Genomic DNA, 23,366 nt, shown 5'->3' on the forward strand with positions numbered 1-23,366 from the left:
GGCACACATTGGTTTATAGTTTCAAAGGTAAATGATAATGATTATCAACCTCGATTTCATTCCATATAATAAAGATCTCTTTTTCTCGTGTCAATAGTTTTCTTGTTGTAAAAAATGAGGAAAACGCTTATATTGATAATGATAATCATTAACAATATAAATCCAAGGAGTGAACACGATTGGATCAGGAACAACTATTTGATGTCACGATCATTGGTGGAGGTCCGGCAGGGCTGTTCTCCGCCTTCTATAGTGGACTACGGGAAATGAAAACGAAGCTGATTGAGTACCAGCCTCGTCTGGGCGGTAAAGTTCATGTCTATCCTGAGAAAATGATCTGGGACGTGGGCGGTCTGACCCCCATAACCGGAGCCCAATTAATTGAACAGATTACCGCACAGGGGTTAACGTTTGACCCGGAAGTCGTGTTGAATGAAAAGGTGGAGTCGATCGCGCGGAACGAGGAAGGCATATTTGTGCTGCACGCGGCTTCGGGCCGGAAGCATTATTCAAAGACAGTCGTCGTTGCGGTTGGAGGCGGGATATTAAATCCGCAGAAATTGGACATCGAGGGCGCGGAACGATTTGAAGTGTCCAACTTGAATTATACGGTGAAGTCTCTGCAGAAATTCAAGGATAAGACGGTTGTGATTTCCGGCGGGGGCAATTCGGCCATTGATTGGGCGAATGAGTTGGAGCCGGTTGCCAAGCAGGTGTATTTGACCTATCGCAAGGATAAGGAATCCCTATCCGGTCATGAAGCGACAATCACGCAACTAATGAATAGCTCTATCGTGTGCCACTTCAATTCATCCATTACGAAGCTGATAGCCTCAGACAATCACGAAGTTATTGAACGTGTAGAGCTGACGAATCAAGCTACTGGCGAGGTAACGGCGTTGACGATTGACGAAGTGATTATTAACCATGGCTATGAACGAGATTCGAGCCTAATCGGGAACAGCGAATTGAAGATCGAGCAGGTGGATGACTTTTACGTGGCAGGGAATGCAAGCAGCGAATCGTCCATTCCCGGTCTGTATGCGGCGGGCGATATTTTGCATCATGACGGGAAGCTGCACTTGATCGCAGGCGCCTTCCAGGATGCGGCCAACGCAGTGAACAAGGCGAAGCAATTTATTCAGCCGGATGCCAATGGCTACGGAATGGTGTCCTCCCATAATGATTTGTTCAAAGAGCGCAACCGCCAACTCGTGAAACAAATGATAAAATGATGGCAAGACGAAAGCGAGACGCTCCCATGTCCCCGTTCTGGGCTTGTGGAGCGTCTCGCTTGTTGTCGTTATTTATTTTTATTTTGCAAGTATAATATGAGTTCAGTTCGTCTGTTCAGCTCAAGCCTGATCAGGATATGGGGCACAAACAGTTACGAAAAAGGATTTTGACGTTTGACGGGAAATAGTTTATTGCCCCATAACGTTGGAAGCAAAACTTCGTTTTTCTCATACAAAGATGAGATTACGATATCATGATTCTCCAACTCATGCTCCATGCTCTGGACTAGTGTGTCAAAGACACGGACAACGTTCTCATAGTCATGTTTAAAATACAGCTTCCCAGAGCGTCCAATAGCTGCAACGGCAGGATAGTAATATCCTGATTCCCCCAAGCAGAAGCAGTCCTCCTGTGCAAAAGTCAAAATTTCTTGATAGTCCTCGGGATATGAAATTTCTTCAAGTGCGTTTGGAAGAAAATTAAACGTGTAATCATACCATGAATCAGCACACTGGCTGTCGGGTATGTCATGATGGTATTTAAAAAAAACCATATCGTCTATGCCCGAGAACTCTTGAAGAAACTTCTTCGCACTGTCGAAGAGATCCGTGCCCTCTTCTCTGCAGCGTAACTCAAAGCATGAAATATCAACGTGTCTGCCCTCATACCAGCCTGCTTTTTTCAGCAACAATACCATTTGTTCTTGTCTGGTGAGTTCCTTTTCACCCTGCTTCATCCAATCATTCCTACCTTATAAAATAAAAAACAAACTACAAAAGCGAAGATTTCACAGCTATATTTTCAGGAAGTCCAAGAAACTCGTGCATGAATAGCTTGTTGTATTATCAATCGTATCGTTTAAACCATGTACTGCCCTTTGTAGAGGGAGATGCTTGTAACAAAAAATCGGCCCTTGGACCGATCTCAAAGTTTATTTATTGCTCATTTACTTCACATACATTCCGATAAATTGGGCTACCTCACGGTCATATCCTTCCGGATCGGTTTGTCTGGCCATACCGTGACCCGCGCCGGGCACGATAAACATTTTTTTCTGCGCAGGACCGTTCTCGTACAATTCGTAAACCATTTCGGTCGGCACGAACAAATCCGCGCCGCCGTGAATAAACAGCATCGGCGTTTTCGATTTTTTTATTTGCTCCAAGGCCGAAGCTTCTCCGAAAGAGTACCCCGCCCGAATTTTGGTCAGCAGACTGGTCGTTTGGACGATCGGAAAAGACGGGAGATGATACATTCGTTGCAGCTGGTAAGTCAGCTCATCTGTAACCGATGTATACCCGCAATCCTCCACGATCGCCTTGACGTTAGGAGGCAGATCCTCACCGCTGGTCATCATGACCGTCGCTCCTCCCATGGACACGCCATGAAGGACGATTTGCGCTTGGCCGCTTGTATGTTCGATGACTTTGTCGATCCATTTGACATAATCCTTGCGTTCCGGCCAACCGAATCCGATATAATTCCCTTCGCTCTTCCCATGTCCGCGGGCGTCCGGGAGAAGTACGTTATAGCCTAGCACATCCCTGTACATTTGAGCCAAATGGCCCATCTGTTCGGCATGTCCGGAGTATCCGTGGGCGATAATTACGGTTTTGTCCGTCTGTTGAGCGGCTGCCAGATAGTAGGCGTGCAGCTTAAGCCCATCGTTGGAAGTCATGCTCCATTCCGTAAAAGCTTGTTTACCCCACCACTCTTCATTGTCATCGAACGGATTCGCGACGCTCGCGCTAACCGCCAGATCGGGATTGCCTTTCAAGAAGCTCTTTTCGGCGCGTGCAATGGCGACGTGGTAGAAATAAAAGCTAGCAGACGTGATGATAATCAATAGCAGTGCTAGAATGGTAATGGACACGATCAACACTCTTTTTTTCAATAATATCCTCTCCCTTCATGTAGGTGCGTGCTTCTATGGCTGTTAAGGAAAGAATATGCCAGTTTGTTACCTAACGTTATCAAGATTATAGTTTCCACCGCTGGACAACAACTGTCCTTTTTATCCTATTATACCGTATTTTTTTGCAGCGTGACCAGTTCCCGGGACTCGCCGCATCCAGATGCATATTGCAATGAGGCAAAGGAACATGACTGTTTCCTCCCCCTTGTATATATTTAATAAGTAGGACAATAATAAACAGATTGTGTGCTGCGCCAGCTTTAGTATAATAGGGCAGAGTGATAAAGTTTGTGAAATGAGGATATCGGAATGAATAAGGAATCCATTTATGGATTAACAATGGAGCAACTGACGGCATGGTTGGCTCAATATGGGCATAAAAAGTTTCGGGCAGCGCAAGTCTGGGATTGGCTTTATAGAAAGCGGGTAACGAATTTCTCGGAAATGAGCGATGTCAATCAAGATTGCATCGAATTATTGGCTGAGCATTTTGCCATCAGGACGATGGACGAGCACGTGAAGCAAGAATCGGCGGATGGAACGATTAAGTTCCTGTTCAAGTTGCAGGATGGCAATCTGATTGAAACGGTATTGATGAGACATAAATACGGACTATCCGTATGTGTCACCACGCAAGTTGGCTGCAATATCGGGTGCAGCTTCTGCGCAAGCGGGCTGTTGGCGAAGAGCCGGGATTTAACCAGCGGCGAAATCGTGGAGCAGATTATGCAGGTCCAATTGCATCTGGATGAAGCGAAGCAAGACGAAAAAGTGAGCCATGTTGTGGTGATGGGCATTGGAGAGCCGTTCGATAACTTCAATAACTTGGTAGACTTTCTCAATGTTATCAAGGATCACAAAGGATTGGCCATTGGTCCAAGACGCATTACGGTATCGACGAGCGGCCTTGCGGATAAGATTTACGAATTTACCGATATGAATCTGCAGGTCAATCTGGCGATTTCCTTGCATGCGCCCAATAACGAGCTCCGCACGCGAATCATGAAGATAAACCGAGCCATTCCAATCGAGAAGTTAATGCAGGCCATTCAATACTACTTGGACAAGACGAAGCGCAGAGTGACGCTTGAATATATACTGCTTAAGGATGTGAATGACCGCAAGGAACATGCCCTTGAGCTTGTTGATCTGATTCGGGATATGCGGGATCTCGCAAGCGTTAATTTAATTCCATATAACCCTGTGGATGAACACAGTCAATATCAGAGAAGCGAGCCGCAATCGGTGCGGGAATTCTATGACATATTGAAGCAGCATGGCATCAATAGCAGTGTCCGCCTTGAACATGGCACGGATATCGATGCCGCCTGCGGCCAGCTAAGAAGCAAACAGATCCGGGTATCATAAACGGGATGGCACGTTGGAAAGAAGCATCAGAGGATTTTTCAAATCTTTGATGCTTCTTTTGCTCTGTTTTTCTCGCGGTTACTGTCTCTTAATCTGAGCCCCATACATTCCAATGAAGCTTAATAGGAAGAGGTTTACGTGCTGTTTTAACTGGATAATATCCAATGGATGAGACAAAAGGTGCGGTCAAACCATCAATTAAAAAAGCTTGCCTTATCTTTTCCGCAGCTCTTGCCTCTACGCGCTTGCAAGCGAATGCCGCACCCCAATATGACCATAGCGCCTATGCAAATGAATACGTTGGCTTCAAAAACTGTCTTAAATGCTTGAAACAGAGGTGCCTGTCCTTGTCCAATCCCTCCATTCATGACCCCGAGCCCCAGAGCAGCGCCTAACACCATGCCAGCGTTACGGGTTAACGCAATCATTCCCCCGATAGAGCCCGCCTGTTCCGTTGGAGCATGCTGCATAATAAAGCTGTTATTCGGGGACGCAATGAGCCCCATTCCCAGTCCGATCACCGCAAGCGCGGAAACAATCCATACCGTCGGCAACTGCCCAGAATAAAGAGCAAAAAAGGAAATTCCACTTCCCATCACGGATATATTGGGTGAGAATGCGACCAGTATGGAGCTGACGCTGAAACATACATATCCGAGATTATGAATAAGCCGATAACCATATCTATCGCCCAGTTTGCCCATCACTGGAAGCAACGAGGCGATAACGAGCAGGTAGCCGGTCGTAACCCACTGCACAGTGCTCAGGTTGGATTGAAATGTTTTCACAAAGTGAGGCAAGACACATTCACGATACCCGCCGTAAAATGGGATATAAATGCCCCCATGCATATGGCCATCATCATGAACATCCGATGGGTGCTTGTAAAAGCTTGATGGTCCAGTTTTGATGGGCTCATAATCAACACCAGCTTCTCTTTATAGTATAGTTACTAAACTAAATACTCAAAAAAAATTATTGCTGCAAAAAAACGTTTAATTTTTCTATGCATCTCTCGAATATCTCGATCTCCTGCTCGCTGAGCTGAGAACGAAGCTGATCGTAGAAGCGGCGGTGCACCTCTTCGTGGGCGGCATTAGCCTCCCTACCTGTTTCGGTAAGTGAAATCACGATCGCCCTCGAATCATTCGGATGCGGTGAACGTGTGACAAGTTCTTTTGCTTCCAGGCGTGCGATAAGCTGTGTGACCGCACCTTTTGTTATTCCGAGGCGACCCGCGAGCTCGCTCATGAGAACGCCTCCCTCGAAACCGATGGCCTCGACCGTATGAATCTCACTAGGCGTTAAAGGTCCAGCTGTGCCAAAGGAATGAGGTTGGCGTTCGAGCCGTCGCAGCTGCATAATCAGTCGTCCCAGATTGCGGCTGCCGCTATGGTTATTGTCAGATTGGGTATACATTTTTTTATCCATGCATTTAGTATAGTTCCTAAACTTAATGGTTGTCAATTACATTGGAGGCTCTGCTGCCGGGCGAACTATCTTTGCGAAGCCTTCAATTGAAGATAAGCTTCGGCCATTTCCCGCCCATTGATCGCAATAAATATACGATGCTGCCCCTCATAGTGAGTTCTCGTTGAAAGGTCTTTAAAGGAATGCGTTCTGTGAAACGCCACCTCACCGTTTTTATAAGTGTTCTCGGTAATCTTAAATAGTTTTCTGGAGGTCGTGCCGTTTGCTTTGACAAAATTAATCCCATATTCGATACGCAGCTTATGGATATCTGGCGACGGATTAACCAATACAAACTCGAACGCAAGCGTGTCGCCAATGGACAGCTGATCATTCGACAATAACAGATTCTTGATTTGAACGTCCGGCTCGGTATTGAATCCAAATAAACTTAGCACTTCAGGATCTGCTTTTCTTAATAGGGTTCTGCAGCCGTGTTTAATAATCCAGTCCGTATGGGGATGCTGTCCTTTCCATTCTGAGCCTATCTTTTTCACCAAGCCGGGGTGATCCTTGGAAATGTCGTTTAAGTTATTGGCGACGCTTTTGCGGACATATTCACTTTCATCCTCTTTCAAGAGAGACAAAATAGGCAATATTGGGGCCGGATTATCTTTAAACATTTTCAGAGGGGCGGCCCAAGGAAGTCTGGGACGGCAGCCTTCACTAGCTAATCTGCGCACATGATGATCTTCGTCCCGGGCCCATTCCTCCATGATGGACATCATCTTGATCGGATCGGCTTCAATAAAAGGACGAACCGCAAATTCCGAACTAGATGATGCAGTGAACTGCTTCAGTGCAGAGATCGATACGTCCCAATGGGCAAGGCCATATTCCTCTACAAAATCAGGGAAAAATAAATACTCAAACCCTCTGCATTGCGGAGTTATTTTCATTAAAAGCTCTATTGCTTCTGGATAAGAAGGAGGCAGAGTTGCAGACAACGCATGTGTAATGTGTCGAAACCTTTGTTTTAACTCTCTATTTCCCCACTCTTGATCGAATATCAAGTTCATAAACAGCCGGTCATCGAATTCTGGATGTGCTTGTTTTACAATCGCGCAGAAATGCTGGAAAAAGGATGGATTGTACATTTCTTTGAGTGCTTCAGCCATGGTTTGTTTAGCTCCTTTAAGGTTGCTTTGGCTTGTAGTTGAGATCTTTAAACAATTGATTCTGTTCTTCTTTGGTCAGGTCCCGCCAATGGCCCACGGGCAGACCTTGCAAGTGAATGTTCATGATCCGGATTCGCTGCAGACGGCGCACCTCATAGCCGAGGGCGGAGCACATGCGGCGAATTTGGCGATTTAGTCCTTGGGTGAGCGTGATTTTAAAAACAAAATTGGTCATCTTGGTAATTTTACAAGGAAGAGTCTTCGTGCCTAAAATTTCCACACCTGCAGCCATTGAGTCCAAAAACCAAGGAGTGAGCTTCTTGTCGACAGTTACGATATATTCTTTTTCATGCTTGTTTTCGGAGCGCAAAATTTTGTTGACGATGTCGCCGTCGTTCGTCAGCAGGATTAAGCCTTCCGAGTCTTTATCCAGTCGCCCTATATGAAAAATCCGCAGCGGATGATTGACGAAATCAACAATGTTCCCCTTCACATGGCGTTCCGTTGTGCTGGTAATGCCTACTGGCTTATTGAGCACAATATAGACATGTTTTTGTTCCGCTATAATGGGTTTGTTGTCAACGCGAACATCGTCCCCTGGTTCTACTTGACTCCCTAACTCGGCTACGATTCCATTGATTGTCACTCTTCGAGCGGCTATCCATTTGTCGGCTTCTCGTCTGGACGTTATGCCGGATTCGCTAATGTATTTATTTATTCGCACCCTATACACACCTTTGATTGTAATATTTATGTCTGGACGATATTAATGTACCAAGTTTTTATATATGAAATCAATGTATAAGGCGGTTTACTTGTGTTGACTTGGAAATAAGACATCAAATGTCGTACCAACGCCTGGCTCGCTTTGCACGGCAATAGTGCCATTGTGTTTTTCAATAATTGTTTTCACGATGGAAAGCCCTAATCCGGAACCGCCGATGTCGCGTGAGCGTGATTTATCAATACGATAGAAAGGTTCAAATATATGCGGGAGCTCTTCATTCGGAATACCTATGCCTGTATCGGAAATGTGGATGATCGTATTATATCCGCGCAGTGAAACGGCTATTTGAACTTTGCCGCCGTGCTTATTGTATTTCACCGCGTTTTCTAGCAGATTGAACAAGGCCCTATATACAAGAGTCTGATTGCCAAATATAGCATGACTACATTCCCCTACTACTTGTATTTGGATATTTTTTTGCCGGGTCATCGGTTCTAATTCCTGCGCAATATGTTGGAGCGTGTCGGATAGAGCAATCTTATCCGCAAACTTCGCCTTTTCCTCCGAAGTCAGCTTCAATAAGTCATCCACGACATCGATCAGCCGTTGCGTGCTTAATTCCGTAATGTCCACATTTTCTTTATAGTCTTCGATAGAAGGGGATTTGTCCAATTTCAGCACTTGAATTCCCGCTTTTATGGTCGTAAGCGGTGTTTTAAGCTCGTGGGCCGCATTGGCGGCGAATCTTTTCTGTCTGGCGAAGGACTCATCCAGTCTGTTCAGCATCGTATTGAAGGAGCCGGCCAGGCTGCCGATTTCATCCTTTGTCTGAATATGGTCAATGCGATGGGATAAATTATGCTCGTTGATGTTTTTAATCGTTTTGCTGAGTTGATTAACTGGCTTTAGAGCTCTGCCCGAGATTACATAGGTTGCAGCCATCCCCAGGATAATGATGATAAACATATAGATGACACTGGTATCGACAAACTGGTCTTTGGCCTTGATAGCTCTTACTTCGACTGATATATTACTTAGTTTTTCCTCATTCGCAGCTGGTCGAATCCAGGCTTCATGGTCTGGCGTTATGCTGGAATTCAGTGGAACCATCTTGGTTGTGGTGACTGCTTGTAGAACGTTGGGCCGCACAAATTTTCTTTCCGCATTATGGATGGAAATCAGGGTTAAACAAACGGCGGTAAGAATGACAATACACCCGGTAAGCAACGTCAATCGCATACGTAAAGATAGTTTATTCAACATCGTGCTCCCCCGCAGTATCTGATATAAAATATCCCTGACCTCTTATATTTCTTATTACGTCTTTTTCCCCCAGCACTTCGGCAAGCTTTTTCTTCAACGAATAAATATGAAATTTGAGCGAATTGGAAAATAAGTCCGTATCGCTGTCCCATGTATGTTCGATGAGCTGCTCGGCGCTGATTACGCTGTTCTTGTTCAGCATGAGATATTGGAGCAGGGAGTATTCCTTTTTGGTCAATTCAACAAGCCGATCGTTGGCATGCACACACTTTTGGGCCGTATCGATGCTTATAGGGCCGCAAGTCAGAACGGTATCCTGCTGTACGAAGGAGCGCCGCAGCAAATTGCGGATTCTCGCTTCCAGTTCTTTAAAGTCAAAGGGTTTAATCAGGTAATCATTTGCGCCGGAATCCAGTCCGGTAATGCGGTCCTCAATTTCGGAGCGGGCCGATAGAATCAATATATTGATTTCTTTGTTCTCGTCCCGAATTTTTTTAAGAACCTCCAAGCCGTCTAATTTAGGCAAATTTAAATCTAGAACCATTAAATCATACTGATTGACTTCGTGCAGCTCGATGGCTTCTTCGCCGTCCATCGCCCTGTCCACCGCATAGCCGCATTTTTTAAGTCCTTTGGCTATGATGTTCGAGAGTATGGATTCGTCCTCGACTAATAATAGCTTCATTGTGCTTTCACTCCTTGTGTGCCACAAACATGGCCAAGCAGCCATGCTTTCTGGCTGCTTGGCTGCTGCATCATACAGTTGCAAGAAGATGATTTTCTTGAATGAAATGGCTTATATAAGCTTTACTTGTTTTCTACAATTTCTTTTTTTAGTAAAACTTGACCGTCTTTCAGTTTCAATTGCTGAGCGGCATTCTGGTCAGCGGGAGAAGTATGAATTTCAGCTTTTATGTTTACAGTTTTCACGTTGCCCTGCGCTTCCGCTTCAATGATTTGTTGCTCAAGACTAAGATCTGCAATCGTTTGGTTCAATTTCTTTTCCGTTTGTTGATCAAGTTTGAGGCTTGCAATCACTTCGCGCAATTTTTTCTCGGATAGTTGATCAGCTTTGAGGTTCGCGACCATTTCGGTTGCTTTCTTTTCTATTTGTTGATCAAGCTTAAGATTTTTAATCTTTTCGGTTATTTGTTTCTTTACTTGAACTTGTTCCTTATTGGCCAGTTGGTGAGTGGCCTTAATTGCATCCAATGATTCCATTTTAATGACTTTGGAATCCACCTTTTCCATGGGAACCCCAGTTGCTGCAAAAGCGCTAAGCGGTAGTGCGGCCACCATTGCGGCAACCATTAATCCTGTTTTTAACATCGTAACCTTTTTCATCGTAATTCCTCCTGTAGTTAGCTTTAATTGTTTTGGTGCATGACTTGCAACTGTGACTTCAGTTTACAGGGAGGACGGTTAGATAAAGGTTAGTTTTTAAGGGTATAGAAATTATTTTTTCTTTCATTTTAACCTTATTTTATCATATTTTAAAATTACTGATAGAATAGCCGTTCACGATACGCCGCCAAGTCCTTTTCTCCACTCTCCCACTCATTCAGAAGCCGCATTACGGTATAAATGCAGTTGGAGACGATTGTTTTTGCTGACCGAAGGGGAGAGTGAGTGGAAGCTGGTTGGGGAGCCTTCTTGTTGAATCCGCAATAAGAAAAAAGGATTAGGTCGCGAATTTCGCGTGCCTAATCCTTTGAGTGTTTTTACGCCTGAATATAAAATATTAAATCCTGCCCGTTTTTGACAGGTTCCTGTGCGAGCGTATAGCCGTGCTTGACGACTTCTTCCGGCACGTTGCGGAAGGCCGCCGGACAGTCGGCAATGACCTGCAGCAGCTGCCCCTTCTTCATGTCGCGCAATGTTTCCAGCGTATAAATAACCGGGTATGGACAAGGTTCCCCTCTAAGGTCCAACGTGAAATCAACTTCAACTGACATTTTTATAGTCCCCTTTCTTGAATCCAACGCCAAAGCGATAGTTTTTTTGCCAGTATACGGCGATGGCATATCCGATTCCTAACAGGATCAGCGTCACCGCCAGCGCGCCGGCAGGCCCCATTATCGTGAGCAAATTGATTTTGGCTCCGCTCTGTACGAGAACGTTATAGACTCCGAGATGATCCCACGCATAGGCGAGGGCCGTGGCACCGATGATGTTGCCGATAAATACGGGCAAGAAGACGATTTGCCCTTCCATCAGCCGGTACATCATGCCTGTCTCGCAGCCGCCGGCCAGTACGATGCCGATGCCGAACAGCACGCCGCCGACAAATGTGCTTGGCGCGGCAATTTTGGTAATCGGGTCCAAGCCGTAAATCAAGATGATGAGCAGTGTCGCCACGGAACTAATGGCCATGCCGACCGTGATTGCTTTCGTCATGGTGGCCCGGCCGCTAATCCACAGATCGCGGAACGCAGATGTAAAGCAAATTTGCCCTCTTTCAATCAAAATGCCGAATGCGGCCCCGAATAGAGCAGCTACTCCCAACATCGTGCGGCCCGAGATGAAAAAGTAAACGATAAGGCCCGTATACAATAACGCAATGATGGCCCCTACGTAAGGTTGAATTTTTCTTGTTTTGGCAGCGCTTTGCGCCATATTGCCTTTTTGCAGGACAGGCTTGCCCTTCCACCATCTTGTATTTACGATTTTAACGCCCGCATAAGTACCGATTGCGGTGGCGATCATAAATATCCAAGAATGAAATGAAAATTGAGGCACGCCAGTGAAAAAGGCAGCCAGATTGCAGCCTAGAGCCAAACGGGCGCCAACACCCGCGATGAATCCGCCAATCAGCCCTTGCAGCAAGCGGCGCTTTTGTTTCGGAACTCTTATTTTGAAATTATTGCTGATCAAAATCATAATCAAGGCGCCAATGAACATGCCCCACACGATCCAGCCGTCTGTTCGGCTGAATGTGGTTCCGTCCATATGAATCAAGCCATAATAGTCCCAATCGGAAATATCCACGCCGAAAAGCTGTAAAACGTGACCTCCCAAACGAGTGAATTCGCCGGTTACGGCCCATACGGTTCCGGTAATTCCGAAATATAGAGCACTCAGAACGCCTGCAATCCCCATCGCGGCATAGGGGCTCCAATAATTGGTGAACAGTTTCCCTAACATGTGTTTCATTTTTCTTACCCCTTCAATCCTTTTCAAAATGCATTCCTTGATCTGTTTGTATGCGGCAAAACACTCCTTATGTATACGCCAAGTGAAAATGCCATCCTCCATTTTACTACAATCAGCATGTGTGTGGGGAAATTCTCTTAAAAGGACTTAACTCTCGATCAGGACAAGGGGAGAGAGCGAGCGGTTGAATAAATAACGATGTAACCTTTTTCGATAATTCGGGATCTAATGTATGAAAATATGAATGGAAGAAGAGAGATGTATACGGATGGTTGCACAGAAAGGGGACTATACACCAAACCGAAATCATTGACGGTCAAACCGTATATCATGAGAACGGTGGAGAATAATAAACGCGAAAAAGAGTATATCCCCGAACTTGAGTTTACGATACCGGTGCCGTAATGTTATAGGATAGTGAAAGGGGTGCGGGTGATGACCTTGGAAGAAGTGATGCGCAGGCTGGAAGCGTTGGGTTCGGAGCAGACCAAGCAGACTTTTATCCGTCACGGAGCGATAGAGCCCCTATACGGTGTGAAGATTGGCGACCTGAAAAAGCTGGTTAAAGATGTGAAGAAGGATCAAAATCTTGCACGGGCTCTATACGACACTGGAAATAGCGATGCCATGTATTTGGCAGGTCTGTCCGTAAATCCGAGAACGATGACGAAAGAAACGCTTCAAGACTGGGCGAACAAGGCGAACTGGTCGATGCACACAGAAACTACGGTAGCCGGAGTAGCCGCAGAGAGCCCTTTTGCTCTGGAGCTGGCAAGGGAATGGATGGATTCAAGCGATGAGCTGATTGCCACCTGCGGCTGGAGCACATACGGCAACTACATATCAATCACCCCGGACGAACAATTGGATATCGATGAAATACGCCGTCTGCTGCGGCAAATCGAGACAACGATTCATACGGAAAGAAACCGAGTGCGCTATAAAATGAATGCTTTTGTTATTGCAACAGGCGCCTATATCCGGGCTTTGCATGACGAGGCGATACGAGTCGCCGATGCTATCGGGAAGGTGCATGTCAACGTGGGGCCTACCGCATGTAAAGTGCCCGAGGCGAGAGCCTATATCGAAAAGATTGATGCACGCGGGAAGATCGGTGTGAAGAAAAAGACCTGTATTTGTTAAGGAGCCAAGCTCTATCCAAGACGAGTCTGTTTCCGTATTTGGGACGAACCAGAACAAGAGGCACTCCTTCTAGGAATGCCTCATTTTCAAAAGCAATTCTGTTCGTACCGCCCCTGTATATTAATCCACAATTGAAATGATATATTCTCCGCGATTTTCCCCGGGTATAATAACCCCTAAATCTTTGAGTTTCGATATATTTTTTGCAATGCTTGATGGTGAAGCATCCAATGTCTCATCAAACAGTTGTCTGTGGAATATCTCGCCGTCTTCCATCCTGGCTATTAACTCAAACATCGTTTTTGCATGGCCTTTACCAAGCAGCTCTCTAATATGCTTAATTCTATCGTAACGTTGCAGTTCTTTTAGCACCTTAGTAAGCGATGCAATGACACACTCGAGATAGAACACGATGAATGGTTTTAGGTTCCCTTGAGTAGCAGTCATAAGTGTATCATAGTAATCCTCTATTCTTTTATCAAAGTATTCTTCCACACTGAAGGCATCCTTGATCGTGGATAGGTCATTATGAATTAAGCCAACCAATGTAGAAAATGCTCTAGCTGTTCTTCCGTTTCCATCTGGAAAGGGGTGGACATACCCTATTAAATGATGGGTAATTCCGGAAATAATAAGAGGATGCACCTTTTTTTCAGAAACTACGTTGGTCTCGTAGGGATTCGACAATCCTGTCACACTCGTAAAAAGCCAAGAGAAATATGCCCGCATAAGAAGGGGAATTTCATTACATGCTGGAGGTTGATAACTAACTTGCCCGTCACTATCTTGAAGAGCAACAGGAATACTCCTGTATCCATCAGGATAGCCAGTTAAGTTTTGCATGAGTGTCTGTTGAATTTTCTTGAGTACAGGTTCATCCATATCTGAAAAATCTTTGTTGGGATCTAAACTATAAATATATTCATAAGTTTCAAATACGTTTTTTACTTCCAGTTGGGCCTTTTGTTTTATGGTTAGCGGATTCTTTTTATAGCTTTGATAAACTTGCTCGACCTCTTTGAACTCCAACTTATTTTGTTCTATTTTTGTTGTAAAGTGCGCTGTTCTGACTAAAGAATTTCGTAAAATGGTGGGCTCTAAAGGATGGCTTTTTAAGCCAAGCCTGGCTAGTGCGCCTATATTTCTCTCCGCCTCTAATATTAGTTGTTGTATATCGTAATCAAAGAGATTTAGATTAGGACGAAAGACCATTTTATCTTCCTCATATATAAAGTGCTCATAAGAAAAATTATAAGTCATTTTTACACCGCCTATTACACTTAAAAGTTCAGCAGAATCAAGGGTTGCCATTACATTTTATTATATTGAATTACACTTATTATGTACATAAAATAATACTATTAAACCAACTATATGGGCATATGACAAAAAGACATCATGGCACTTGGGCATGCATTGGCCAATAAGGCTAGTAAAGCGGCAGCTGCAGAAGATTTAGATGAATAAGAGAAATGGATAGAGGCAGGTGAGGTGATTCGGGGATGAAAAATATAAGATTAAAGCTGGCTAGGGTGGAAAAAGACTTGTCGCAGGAAGAACTGGCCCAGCTTGTGGGAGTGTCGAGACAGACTATAGGATTAATCGAGCTTGGCAAATATAATCCCAGCTTGAGCTTATGCGTTGCGATTTGCAAGGCGCTGTCGAAGACGTTGAATGATTTGTTTTGGGAGGAATAAGCGGCGGGTTTCATGAATTGAACATGGAGCGGAAGATATAATTAAGGCCATCCTATGAAGGGATGGCCTGTTCTGATCACGCCGTAAATAAGTGAGCTCTATACTTGCGATAAGGATGGGACTGCATCAAGAGCATACAGCTCGCGGTAGCGCGCACTTTGCTCCATCAGCTGCGTATGTGAACCGGACATAGCGACTCCACCGTTTTCCAGGAAGATTACTTCGTCCATCTGCTCCACACCGGCTAAATGGTGTGTAATCCATAGCAACGTTTTGCCTTGAACGGCTTGAAACACGGTCGATAACAGCACGTTCTCCGTCCGCGGATCCAAGCCGACCGTCGGTTCATCCAGCACGATGATCGGATTGTCCTGCAGCAGGATGCGCGCGAGAGCTATGCGCTGGCGCTCCCCGCCGGAGAAGCGTTGTCCCATCTCATGGGTCCGTGTATGGTAGCCGTCTGGCAGAGAGTCGATTAATGGATGCAGCTGGGCCTGTGCAGCCGCAGCCTGAACCTGCTGCTCTGAGGCGTCAGGACGCCCCAGACGGATATTGTTGGCCACCGTCGTGTCGAACAAGTGTGGATTCTGATTCAGCACGGAGACCACCTGCGTTAGGTGATGTTCCAGCTCATGAATCTCCGTTCCGTTCGCTGTGATTGTGCCCTGCTCAGGCTGTATAGCTCCTTGGATCAACTTCAGCAGAGTCGACTTTCCTGCGCCGCTGCGGCCGATTATAGCGACTTTTTTCCCTGGGGGAATATCAAGCGAGATGTCTTGCAAGATCCGGTCCTCACTACCCGGATAACGAAAGGACACATGATTGAGCCGCAGGTGAACCTGCCGCCAAGCTGTCGCCACGCTCTGTGTCTGCCGATCCGTTATGTCTGCAAGCCCGCTCTCCGATTCGGGATCGTTCCCGACTTCCGCAATGCGCCGCAGCGAGTCTTGATACTTCGGTATTTTCTCTACAGCCTCCGACATTGGAGCGAAAGCGTTCATGATAGTTAGCGAAGACAACACAAACGCTGCAATGACCGTTACGGAAAAGTGTTCCGCCGCCGACTGGTGTCCGGTCCATATGATCATCGATACGACGGCTGCGCCTGTCACGCACTGAATGATCAACTCTCGCCATCTCGCCCAGGCATGCACACGTCGTTCCACCTGCGTGAGCTCATTTTCGCTCGTTTCATACGCTTGGATAAATTCAGTCTTTCTCCCGCTCACTAGCCAATCGTTAATACCGAGCACCGCGTCGGTCAGCTTGCGGTATAGACGGTTGCGTCCACGAGTTAAGCGAACGTGCTTCTTGCGAGTCACGGACAGGGAGACGAGGGGCAGCGCAAACAGGAGCATCGCAGCGTATAGCGCCATAAATATAGCGAACTGCCAATGAAACATGCCTAATGTCAGAATGAACAAGCCATACATAACCATAGAGACGATGCTTGGAAATATCGTGCGCAAGTATACGTCCTGCAGATGTTCGATATCGTCGGACAGCACGCCGAGAATGTCGCCTGTCCGGTAGCGCGAACGTATGAACAGCGCTTGCGGCTCCAATATGTGATATAGGCGCACTCGCATGGCCGAGAGAATCCGCAGCACGGTATCATGTCCGATAAGCCGCTCCAAGTAACGAAAGACCGCTTGACCGATGCTGATGGCACGTACGGCTACGATCGGAACAAAGAGCAGCAAAATATTTTCGGGGCGCAGGGCCGCTTTTGAAATTAAATAACCGGAGATGAACAAAAGCAGCGCAGCGGATAAGACGCCTAGGGTGCCTAACGCGGCGGCAAGCGTTAACCGCCAACGATGCTGCCGTAAATAAGGGCGAAGCCATCCCTCTTTTCTCATCGTATCCCCTCCTTCTGCGACCGAATCAGTTCATAATAGACGCCCTTCTGCCGGATAAGGGATTCATGGGTGCCAATCTCGGCTACCCGTCCTTGATCGAGAACGATAATTTGATCCATGTGCAGCATCCAATGCAGCCGATGCGTAGCCAGGAAGACCAGCTTGTCTTCAAATAACCGGAGCATCGTCTGCTTCAGCTCATATTCGGTTTCGATATCCAGATGGGCCGTAGGTTCATCTAATAAGACGACAGGACGGTCGCTCAAGAAAGCGCGGGCAAGGGCCACACGCTGTTCCTGCCCCCCGCTGAGGGTGCGACCCCCGTTGCCTATTGTTTCTTCATACTGATGGGGCAGTGAGGCTGCCAACTCTGCAAGACCTGCCGCAGCTGCAGCTCGTGTGACCGCATCCATGCTGGCATCTGGCACGTAGAATCGGATGTTTTCCGCCAAGGTGTCGTTGAAAATATACGGATGTTGAGGAATGTAGGTCGTCTGCTTATGCCATTGCTCCATCACGAGTGATTGGAGTTCAGGCTCATTCCAATGAATTCGGCCATTGGATGGGTGCAGAAACCCTCCCAACACATCGATTAAGGTGGATTTTCCGGCGCCGCTTTCGCCTACGATTCCGACCTTCATTGTGCCTTTAATCTCAAAGGATACATTATGCAGCGAATAGGCAGCTTCCTGCTGGTGCCTAACATCAACACCGTGCAAAGACAGGCTGCTATCCGGTCCCCAGGACGATGAACGGTCCAGTTCAGCCGCTGCTTGTACCGTATCGTAATTCAGTATCGCTTGAATGTTGTCCGCAGCAGTCCTTCCGTTCAGCGTCGCATGGTAATCCGAGCCGACTTCACGTACGGGCAGAAAGTACTCCGGCGCCAAGATAAGCACAGTCAGGGCCGGAGCTAACGCCATGCTTCCTTCCACGAGCCGCAAGCCGAGTCCCACCGCCACACAGGCGACGGATAAGCTGGTGAAAAAGTCGAGCGCAAAGCTCGATAGAAAAGCTACGCGCAGGGTGCGGACCGTCGCCGAGCGGTACTGGTCGCTGACGCGGGCGATCGAGACTTGATGCCGTCGGCTGTGTCCCAGAAATTTCAGGGTCTCCAGCCCGCGCAGCGTGTCCACGAAATGATTCGATAATATACGGTACGAGTGCCACTGCTTATCCATCTGTTTCTGGGCGGCAAGGCCTAACAGAATCATGAATATAATAATAATCGGTACGGTCACAACCAGAATGACGCCCGAGATGGCATCTTGGAAAAAAACATACCCAGCGATAACGAGCGGCAACACAGCGGTGCTCACCATGCGTGGCGGATAAAGCTCCAAAAAGATGCGCAGCTGAGCGATCCCTTCAAGTGCCAAGGTGACCAGCTTGCCCGTTCCTTCGGATCTGGCAAAGCTCGGACCCAGCTCGAACAGCTTATCCAGCAACCGCCTTCTCGTCTCGGCGCCAGTCTTCTCTGCAAAACGGTAAGACACCTTTTGCCGCACCCATGTGAGCACGCCTCGGCTGAGAAAGGCGAGCAAGAAGCAAGCAAGGTCCAGATACAAATCCTCCACAGGCGTCCCGTGAAATAAATCAGAAATAATATGGGCCAACAAGGTTGCCTGGAACAGAATACATATACTTTGCAATAATGAAATGCAGCTTAGCGTCACATAGAGCGCTTGTATCCCTTTGTATTGAGGCATTCTGCTTTTCTTCATCAATACTCCAGATGTTCTTTATCATCAATTCGTTTGCGGAACACATAATAGCTCCAAATTTGATAGCCCAATACGAACGGAAGAATCGTCAATGAAATATACGTCATCACTTTTAACGAATACGCTCCGGAAGCTGCATTGTAAATCGTCAAGTGAAAGTCGGGACTGATCGAGCTGACCATCACCCGCGGGAACAAGCCGATGAACATGCTGACAACGGACAGGATGATGACCGCGCCCGTCATGGCAAACGCCCAACCGTCGCGTTTTTTCTTGATAAATAGGCCTGCCAGGACAAGCGCTGCGCCTGCGAGAACCGGCAATGCGATCCATTGCGCCCCATGTACGGTGTAAATGTCGGTGCTGAAATAGGTCATTACCGCAAATATGAGCAGGACGGCCGCAACGGCAGGACCTATGTCACGGGCAGCCTTCCGTGCCCGATCCCGCAGCACGCCGTTGGTGCGCAGCGTGATAAACACGAGGCCGTGCAGGATGCATAGCAGAACGACGGCCACTCCCCCGGCGAGAGCGTAGCCGTTCAGCAGGTCGAATACGCTGCCGATCATCTCCTTATGGCTGTCAATCGGCACGCCGCGGATGAGATTCGCGAACACGACTCCGAACAAGAAAGGCGGAAGCAGGCTTCCAATGAAAATGGCGGCATCCCATGTCTTTTTCCAGATTCCGTGATCCATCTTCCCTCTGAATTCAAAGGCAACGCCGCGAGCGATAAGCGCTAGCAGCAGCACGACAAACGGAATGTAAAAGCCGCTGAATAAGGTGGCGTACCATTCCGGAAAAGCGGCGAACATGGCGCCGCCAGCCGTAATGAGCCATACTTCGTTCGCATCCCAATAAGGGCCGATTGTATTGATGAGGATACGGCGCTCTTGGTCGCTCTTGCCTAGAAACCGCGATACGATACCTACGCCGAAATCAAAGCCCTCAAGGAAGAAAAAACCGACAAATAGAACAGAAACGAGAATAAACCATAACTCATTTAGCGAGAGCATGTGCTTCCTCCTTATCAAACGGATCGTGCGAAATGGAATCTTCAACCTCTTCCTGCTCCGCGTCTTTGCGAATCACTTTCACGAACAGACATGCATCGATAATGGCCAGAATCGCATAAATGCTCGTAAAGGCAATAATCGAGAAGAGCAACTCACCTGCGGATACCGTAGGCGAAATGGCATCTTCGGTCCGCATCACTCCGAATACGACCCAAGGCTGGCGTCCCATCTCGGCCATCAGCCACCCCGCCGAATTGGCCAGAAACGGGAATGCAATCGCGCCTACCATCAGCTTCAAAAACCACGGCCGTTGTTCAAGCTTCCGTGTGCGGGCCAGCACGATGCCGTAGATGCCAAGCAAACACATGAGGCCGCCGGCTATAACCATGGTGCGGAAGCTCCAGAAGGTCATTTTTACCGAGGGAATGTAGTCACCCGGCCCGTATTTTTGTTCGTACTGCACCTGAATCTGGTTCATGCCGTCTAGACTGCCGCTGAACTTGTTAAACGATAAAATGCTCAGCATATAGGGAATTTTGATTTCGGAAGAATTTTCTTTTTTCACCGTATCGATATTGGCATAGAGGGTGAACGGCGCAGGATCCTCGCTCGTGTTCCACAATGCTTCAGCCGCAGCCATCTTCATTGGCTGCGATGCAAGGAGGTGCTGACCTTGCTGATGTCCGATAATCGCAACGAGCAGAGCGGATATCATGGCGACCATAATCGATACATGGAACGATTTTTTGAACATTTCGAGATTTTGCCGCTTCAGCAGCTTCCATGCGCTGACGCCAGCCATAAAGAACGCACCGGTAGCGAAGGCGGCAAATAAGGTGTGCGGAAATTGCAGCCACAGCTGCGGATTGGTGATAATCGCAAAGAAATCGCTCATTTCCGCCCTTCCGTTCTGGAATACATAGCCGACTGGCGCATGCATGAAGGAATTGGCCGTCAGTATCCAAAAGGCTGACAAGACGGTACCTATCGATACAAGCCAAATGCATGCGAGGTGAACGCGCTTCGATAAGCGGTCCCAGCCGAACACCCACAAGCCAATGAACGTGGACTCCATAAAAAAGGCAAGCAAGCCTTCAATCGCCAGCGAAGGTCCGAATACGTCCCCGACGAAGCGGGAATAGTTCGACCAGTTCATGCCGAACTGGAACTCCTGCAAGATGCCGGTTACGACACCGACTGCAAAATTGATCAGGAACAATTTACTCCAAAATTTAGCGGTTTGTTTATATATTTCTTTGCCTTTCACAACGTAGAGCGTCTCCAATATCGCGATTAAGAACGCTAGCCCAATCGTCATCGGAACGAAGATGTAATGGAATAGCGTAGTGGACGCAAATTGAATGCGCGCGAGAATAACCTGATCCATAATGGCCTCCTTTAGCTGAATGCTGTTCTGTGTGTTTTTAAGGCCCTTCGGCGCCTCATTATGTGAATGGGTTCACGTAATGGTGTGAATGACGATGCGCCGCTTGTACATGATATGAACGTCACTATACGTAACCTTAACCGTCATTTTTCATTACATTGCCTAGGCGCAGCTCGGTTCGGCACTGCCGTTAAACCGAATTTTTACACAGCGAATCGCTTCAGCATTATCATAGAGCAGAGTGGATGCCATGTCGCCATCCATTTATGTAGAGGTCAATCATCCATGTTCAACACACTGACACATAGTTGACAAGGTTTCGATGAAATCGGCCTGCGCCGACTAATTTAGTGAGATGTTATACTTAAGTCGTGTGATAAAAATCACAGACTAAGTAAATATAAGAGGTGGATTTCTATGTGGCAACCGGATCGTTCTAGCAAACAAGCGCTATATCAGCAGATTGCCGCATATATGGAGCGCAGAATTTTTTATGGGGAGTTTCCGCCCGGCAGCATTCTCCCTTCGGAGCGTAAATTCGCCGAACAAATAAACGTAAATCGGAGTACCGTCGTTCAAGCCTATGAAGAATTGCGAGCATCGGGAATTATCGAAAGCATGGTAGGAAGCGGTACGCGGGTAAGCAAATATAAATGGGGGGCTCCCAAGCAAACACCGGATTGGCTTCAGTATTTAGAAGGCGGCACCGTCGTGCAGCCGAACCAATCCTTCTTGCGGACCATCCGGGAAGAACTCGATACGGGACGTCTGCTCATCGACTTCGCAAGCGGCGAGCTGTCTCCCGACTTATCTCCAAATGAAGCCATTCGGCTGCTCTTGAGCGAGCATTCATTACATGAGGATTTGGGCTATGACAATCCGCAAGGCTATGTTCCGCTGCGGCAAGCGCTGGTCTCTTATTTGCAGCAGTATCGCGGCATCCGGGCAACGGAATCCTCGATCCTTATCACCTCGGGATCTCATCAGTCACTGTATTTGATTACCCAGCGGTTATTAAGTCCGGGCGATGCTGTGGCGATCGAAGATCCGTCCTATTACTATTCATTGCCTATGTTTCATTCGGCAGGCCTTCGCTTGTTCCGTCTGCCTGTTGACGAAAAGGGTGTCTGTCCCGAGGGAATTCTATCGTTGTACCGGGAACATAACATACGTATGATCTTTGTGAATCCGAATTACCATAATCCCACTGGCCGCGTGCTTGATCCGTCACGCCGGGAGAGGCTGCTCGATGTGTGCGGACATTTGGGAATTCCCGTAGTGGAGGATGATCCGTTCAGCTTGACTTCATTCGCGGGCAATCCGCCGCCATCGCTCAAATCGATTGATGTCAACAGCACCGTGCTCTACATCGGTTCGCTCTCCAAAACAGTGGCGTCGGGCTTGCGTATCGGTTGGATGGTCGCCCCGCAATCGGTTGTGAACCGGCTTACGGACGAGAGACAGCAGATGGATTTCGGACTTAGCGTGCTGCCGCAGCGCATTGCTGCGCAATTACTGTCCTCGGACCATTTTGACCGGCATTTGCAACGGCTGCGGCAGGAACTGTCGCATAAGCGGAATCTGCTCATTGATGCCTTGCAGCGCGAGCTGCCTGGTGAGGTATCCTATACGCTGCCGCAAGGCGGGCTGCATCTGTGGTGCAAAATAAAGCGGCCCGTCGACGATGGCAGACTGCTGGAGGAAGGCATGAAGCGGGGAGTCGTCTTTGTTCCGGGAAGCGTGTACGGTTCGGAATCGGGCTATGTTCGCTTTACATATGCGCGGCCGCAGCCTGATGAGATCGGCCCGGGCATATCCAAATTCGCGCAAGCGTTGCGCGCTGTAGTTAAATGAGTAGCTTGGAAGCCTATGGGTTCATACGACTCCATAGGCTTTTTTTGTACGCTGCCTCATCAAGCATCCACAAGCACGCCGGGACGATGAATTCCTTTGCAGCGATCATTCTGGCATGGAATCGCTCCCTCTTGGCCCCTCACCTCATATTTAAAGAAAAAGCAGGACGAAAGGCTGCTTCGTATCCTCCGCGTCTCATTTTTCATTGGATTTTATGCAGTAGAAACATCTTACAAATCCCTTTGCAGCAGGTTTCATTGGAATTCATCCAATGTTTTGGACTCGTTTCGCCGCAGTCGATGAAAAACAACCAAATCCACTGCACTAAATAAAGTCAACATGCCACTTGGCCGCTCAATCTGTACATTCCACTGTACATTAGAGAGTGTCTATTCAATTCATGCTAAAGTGTATCTATTTTCCTTTTTGTGGA

21 protein-coding genes are annotated in these 23,366 nt (G+C 47.4%); 5 read left to right on the forward strand and 16 right to left on the reverse strand.

The genetic code is table 11. The features are described from left to right. Positions 1-179: 179 nt before the first annotated feature. On the forward strand, positions 180-1,235 hold the full coding sequence (locus LQV63_RS27720; protein ID WP_233699128.1) for an NAD(P)/FAD-dependent oxidoreductase: 1,056 nt from the start codon (positions 180-182) through the stop codon (positions 1,233-1,235). Positions 1,236-1,387: 152 nt separating this feature from the next. On the opposite strand, the gene LQV63_RS27725 is transcribed toward LQV63_RS27720, so the two are convergent. Next, on the reverse strand, positions 1,388-1,972 hold the full coding sequence (locus tag LQV63_RS27725; RefSeq protein WP_233699129.1) for an SUKH-3 domain-containing protein: 585 nt from the start codon (positions 1,970-1,972) through the stop codon (positions 1,388-1,390). Between the two features lie 210 nt (positions 1,973-2,182). Then, a complete protein-coding gene (locus tag LQV63_RS27730) occupies positions 2,183-3,130 on the reverse strand; it encodes an alpha/beta hydrolase (RefSeq protein WP_233699130.1) in 948 nt (315 codons plus the stop codon). 330 nt (positions 3,131-3,460) lie between these two features. Here LQV63_RS27730 and rlmN point away from each other — a divergent pair, with 330 nt between their 5' ends. Further along, entirely contained in the window at positions 3,461-4,519 is a 1,059-nt protein-coding gene (gene rlmN, locus LQV63_RS27735) for a 23S rRNA (adenine(2503)-C(2))-methyltransferase RlmN (RefSeq protein ID WP_233699131.1), read from the forward strand. Between the two features lie 194 nt (positions 4,520-4,713). Here the strand turns inward: rlmN and LQV63_RS27740 are convergent, their stop codons facing one another. The 9 genes from LQV63_RS27740 to yedE all read right to left on the reverse strand — a co-directional run bounded on the left by LQV63_RS27740 (position 4,714) and on the right by yedE (position 12,250). Further along, a complete protein-coding gene (locus tag LQV63_RS27740; RefSeq protein ID WP_407672975.1) occupies positions 4,714-5,370 on the reverse strand; it encodes an MFS transporter in 657 nt (218 codons plus the stop codon). 124 nt (positions 5,371-5,494) lie between these two features. Continuing rightward, positions 5,495-5,950, reverse strand: a complete 456-nt coding sequence (locus LQV63_RS27745) for a MarR family winged helix-turn-helix transcriptional regulator (RefSeq protein ID WP_233699132.1) — start codon at positions 5,948-5,950, stop codon at positions 5,495-5,497. A 65-nt stretch (positions 5,951-6,015) separates the two neighbouring features. Beyond that, positions 6,016-7,107, reverse strand: a complete 1,092-nt coding sequence (locus LQV63_RS27750) for a DNA alkylation repair protein (protein ID WP_233699133.1) — start codon at positions 7,105-7,107, stop codon at positions 6,016-6,018. Between the two features lie 16 nt (positions 7,108-7,123). Then, the gene (gene rluF / locus LQV63_RS27755; protein WP_233699134.1) at positions 7,124-7,831 is read right to left on the reverse strand and encodes a 23S rRNA pseudouridine(2604) synthase RluF; all 708 of its coding nucleotides are present in this window, start codon (positions 7,829-7,831) and stop codon (positions 7,124-7,126) included. A gap of 87 nt (positions 7,832-7,918) precedes the next feature. After that, the gene (locus LQV63_RS27760; protein ID WP_233699135.1) at positions 7,919-9,097 is read right to left on the reverse strand and encodes a HAMP domain-containing sensor histidine kinase; all 1,179 of its coding nucleotides are present in this window, start codon (positions 9,095-9,097) and stop codon (positions 7,919-7,921) included. Next, positions 9,087-9,782 (reverse strand): response regulator transcription factor, encoded by a 696-nt coding sequence (locus tag LQV63_RS27765; protein WP_233699136.1) that lies wholly within the window; start codon positions 9,780-9,782, stop codon positions 9,087-9,089. The genes LQV63_RS27760 and LQV63_RS27765 overlap by 11 nt, the downstream gene beginning before the upstream one ends. A gap of 122 nt (positions 9,783-9,904) precedes the next feature. Beyond that, entirely contained in the window at positions 9,905-10,441 is a 537-nt protein-coding gene (locus tag LQV63_RS27770; RefSeq protein ID WP_233699137.1) for a hypothetical protein, read from the reverse strand. Positions 10,442-10,818: 377 nt separating this feature from the next. Next, on the reverse strand, positions 10,819-11,052 hold the full coding sequence (yedF, locus tag LQV63_RS27775; RefSeq protein WP_019423335.1) for a sulfurtransferase-like selenium metabolism protein YedF: 234 nt from the start codon (positions 11,050-11,052) through the stop codon (positions 10,819-10,821). Further along, positions 11,042-12,250, reverse strand: coding sequence for a selenium metabolism membrane protein YedE/FdhT (yedE, locus tag LQV63_RS27780; protein ID WP_233699138.1), 1,209 nt, complete (start codon positions 12,248-12,250; stop codon positions 11,042-11,044). The genes yedF and yedE overlap by 11 nt, the downstream gene beginning before the upstream one ends. A 435-nt stretch (positions 12,251-12,685) precedes the next feature. Here yedE and LQV63_RS27785 point away from each other — a divergent pair, with 435 nt between their 5' ends. Next, positions 12,686-13,393 carry a DNA alkylation repair protein gene (locus tag LQV63_RS27785; protein WP_233699139.1) on the forward strand — a complete coding sequence of 236 codons (708 nt, stop codon included), beginning with the start codon at positions 12,686-12,688 and terminating at the stop codon, positions 13,391-13,393. A gap of 120 nt (positions 13,394-13,513) precedes the next feature. Here LQV63_RS27785 and LQV63_RS27790 read toward each other — a convergent pair whose 3' ends face one another. Then, entirely contained in the window at positions 13,514-14,653 is a 1,140-nt protein-coding gene (locus LQV63_RS27790) for a Fic family protein (protein ID WP_233699140.1), read from the reverse strand. 242 nt (positions 14,654-14,895) lie between these two features. Here LQV63_RS27790 and LQV63_RS27795 point away from each other — a divergent pair, with 242 nt between their 5' ends. Next, the gene (locus LQV63_RS27795) at positions 14,896-15,090 is read left to right on the forward strand and encodes a helix-turn-helix transcriptional regulator (RefSeq protein WP_019423340.1); all 195 of its coding nucleotides are present in this window, start codon (positions 14,896-14,898) and stop codon (positions 15,088-15,090) included. 98 nt (positions 15,091-15,188) lie between these two features. Here LQV63_RS27795 and cydC read toward each other — a convergent pair whose 3' ends face one another. Genes cydC through LQV63_RS27815 form a run of 4 tightly spaced genes read right to left on the reverse strand, consistent with a single transcriptional unit; the run spans position 15,189 to position 21,079 of the window. Next, positions 15,189-16,952, reverse strand: coding sequence for a thiol reductant ABC exporter subunit CydC (gene cydC / locus LQV63_RS27800; RefSeq protein WP_233699141.1), 1,764 nt, complete (start codon positions 16,950-16,952; stop codon positions 15,189-15,191). Beyond that, positions 16,949-18,676 (reverse strand): thiol reductant ABC exporter subunit CydD, encoded by a 1,728-nt coding sequence (cydD, locus tag LQV63_RS27805; RefSeq protein ID WP_233699142.1) that lies wholly within the window; start codon positions 18,674-18,676, stop codon positions 16,949-16,951. The genes cydC and cydD overlap by 4 nt, the downstream gene beginning before the upstream one ends. Further along, positions 18,676-19,692 (reverse strand): cytochrome d ubiquinol oxidase subunit II, encoded by a 1,017-nt coding sequence (gene cydB, locus LQV63_RS27810; protein ID WP_233699143.1) that lies wholly within the window; start codon positions 19,690-19,692, stop codon positions 18,676-18,678. The genes cydD and cydB overlap by 1 nt, the downstream gene beginning before the upstream one ends. Then, entirely contained in the window at positions 19,676-21,079 is a 1,404-nt protein-coding gene (locus tag LQV63_RS27815) for a cytochrome ubiquinol oxidase subunit I (protein ID WP_233699144.1), read from the reverse strand. The genes cydB and LQV63_RS27815 overlap by 17 nt, the downstream gene beginning before the upstream one ends. A 417-nt stretch (positions 21,080-21,496) precedes the next feature. Between LQV63_RS27815 and pdxR the strand changes: the two genes are divergently transcribed. Beyond that, positions 21,497-22,933 carry a MocR-like pyridoxine biosynthesis transcription factor PdxR gene (gene pdxR / locus LQV63_RS27820; RefSeq protein ID WP_233699145.1) on the forward strand — a complete coding sequence of 479 codons (1,437 nt, stop codon included), beginning with the start codon at positions 21,497-21,499 and terminating at the stop codon, positions 22,931-22,933. Positions 22,934-23,366: the final 433 nt, after the last annotated feature.

The sequence above is a fragment of the Paenibacillus profundus genome, from assembly GCF_021369635.1.
Lineage (GTDB): Bacteria > Bacillota > Bacilli > Paenibacillales > Paenibacillaceae > Paenibacillus_B > Paenibacillus_B profundus.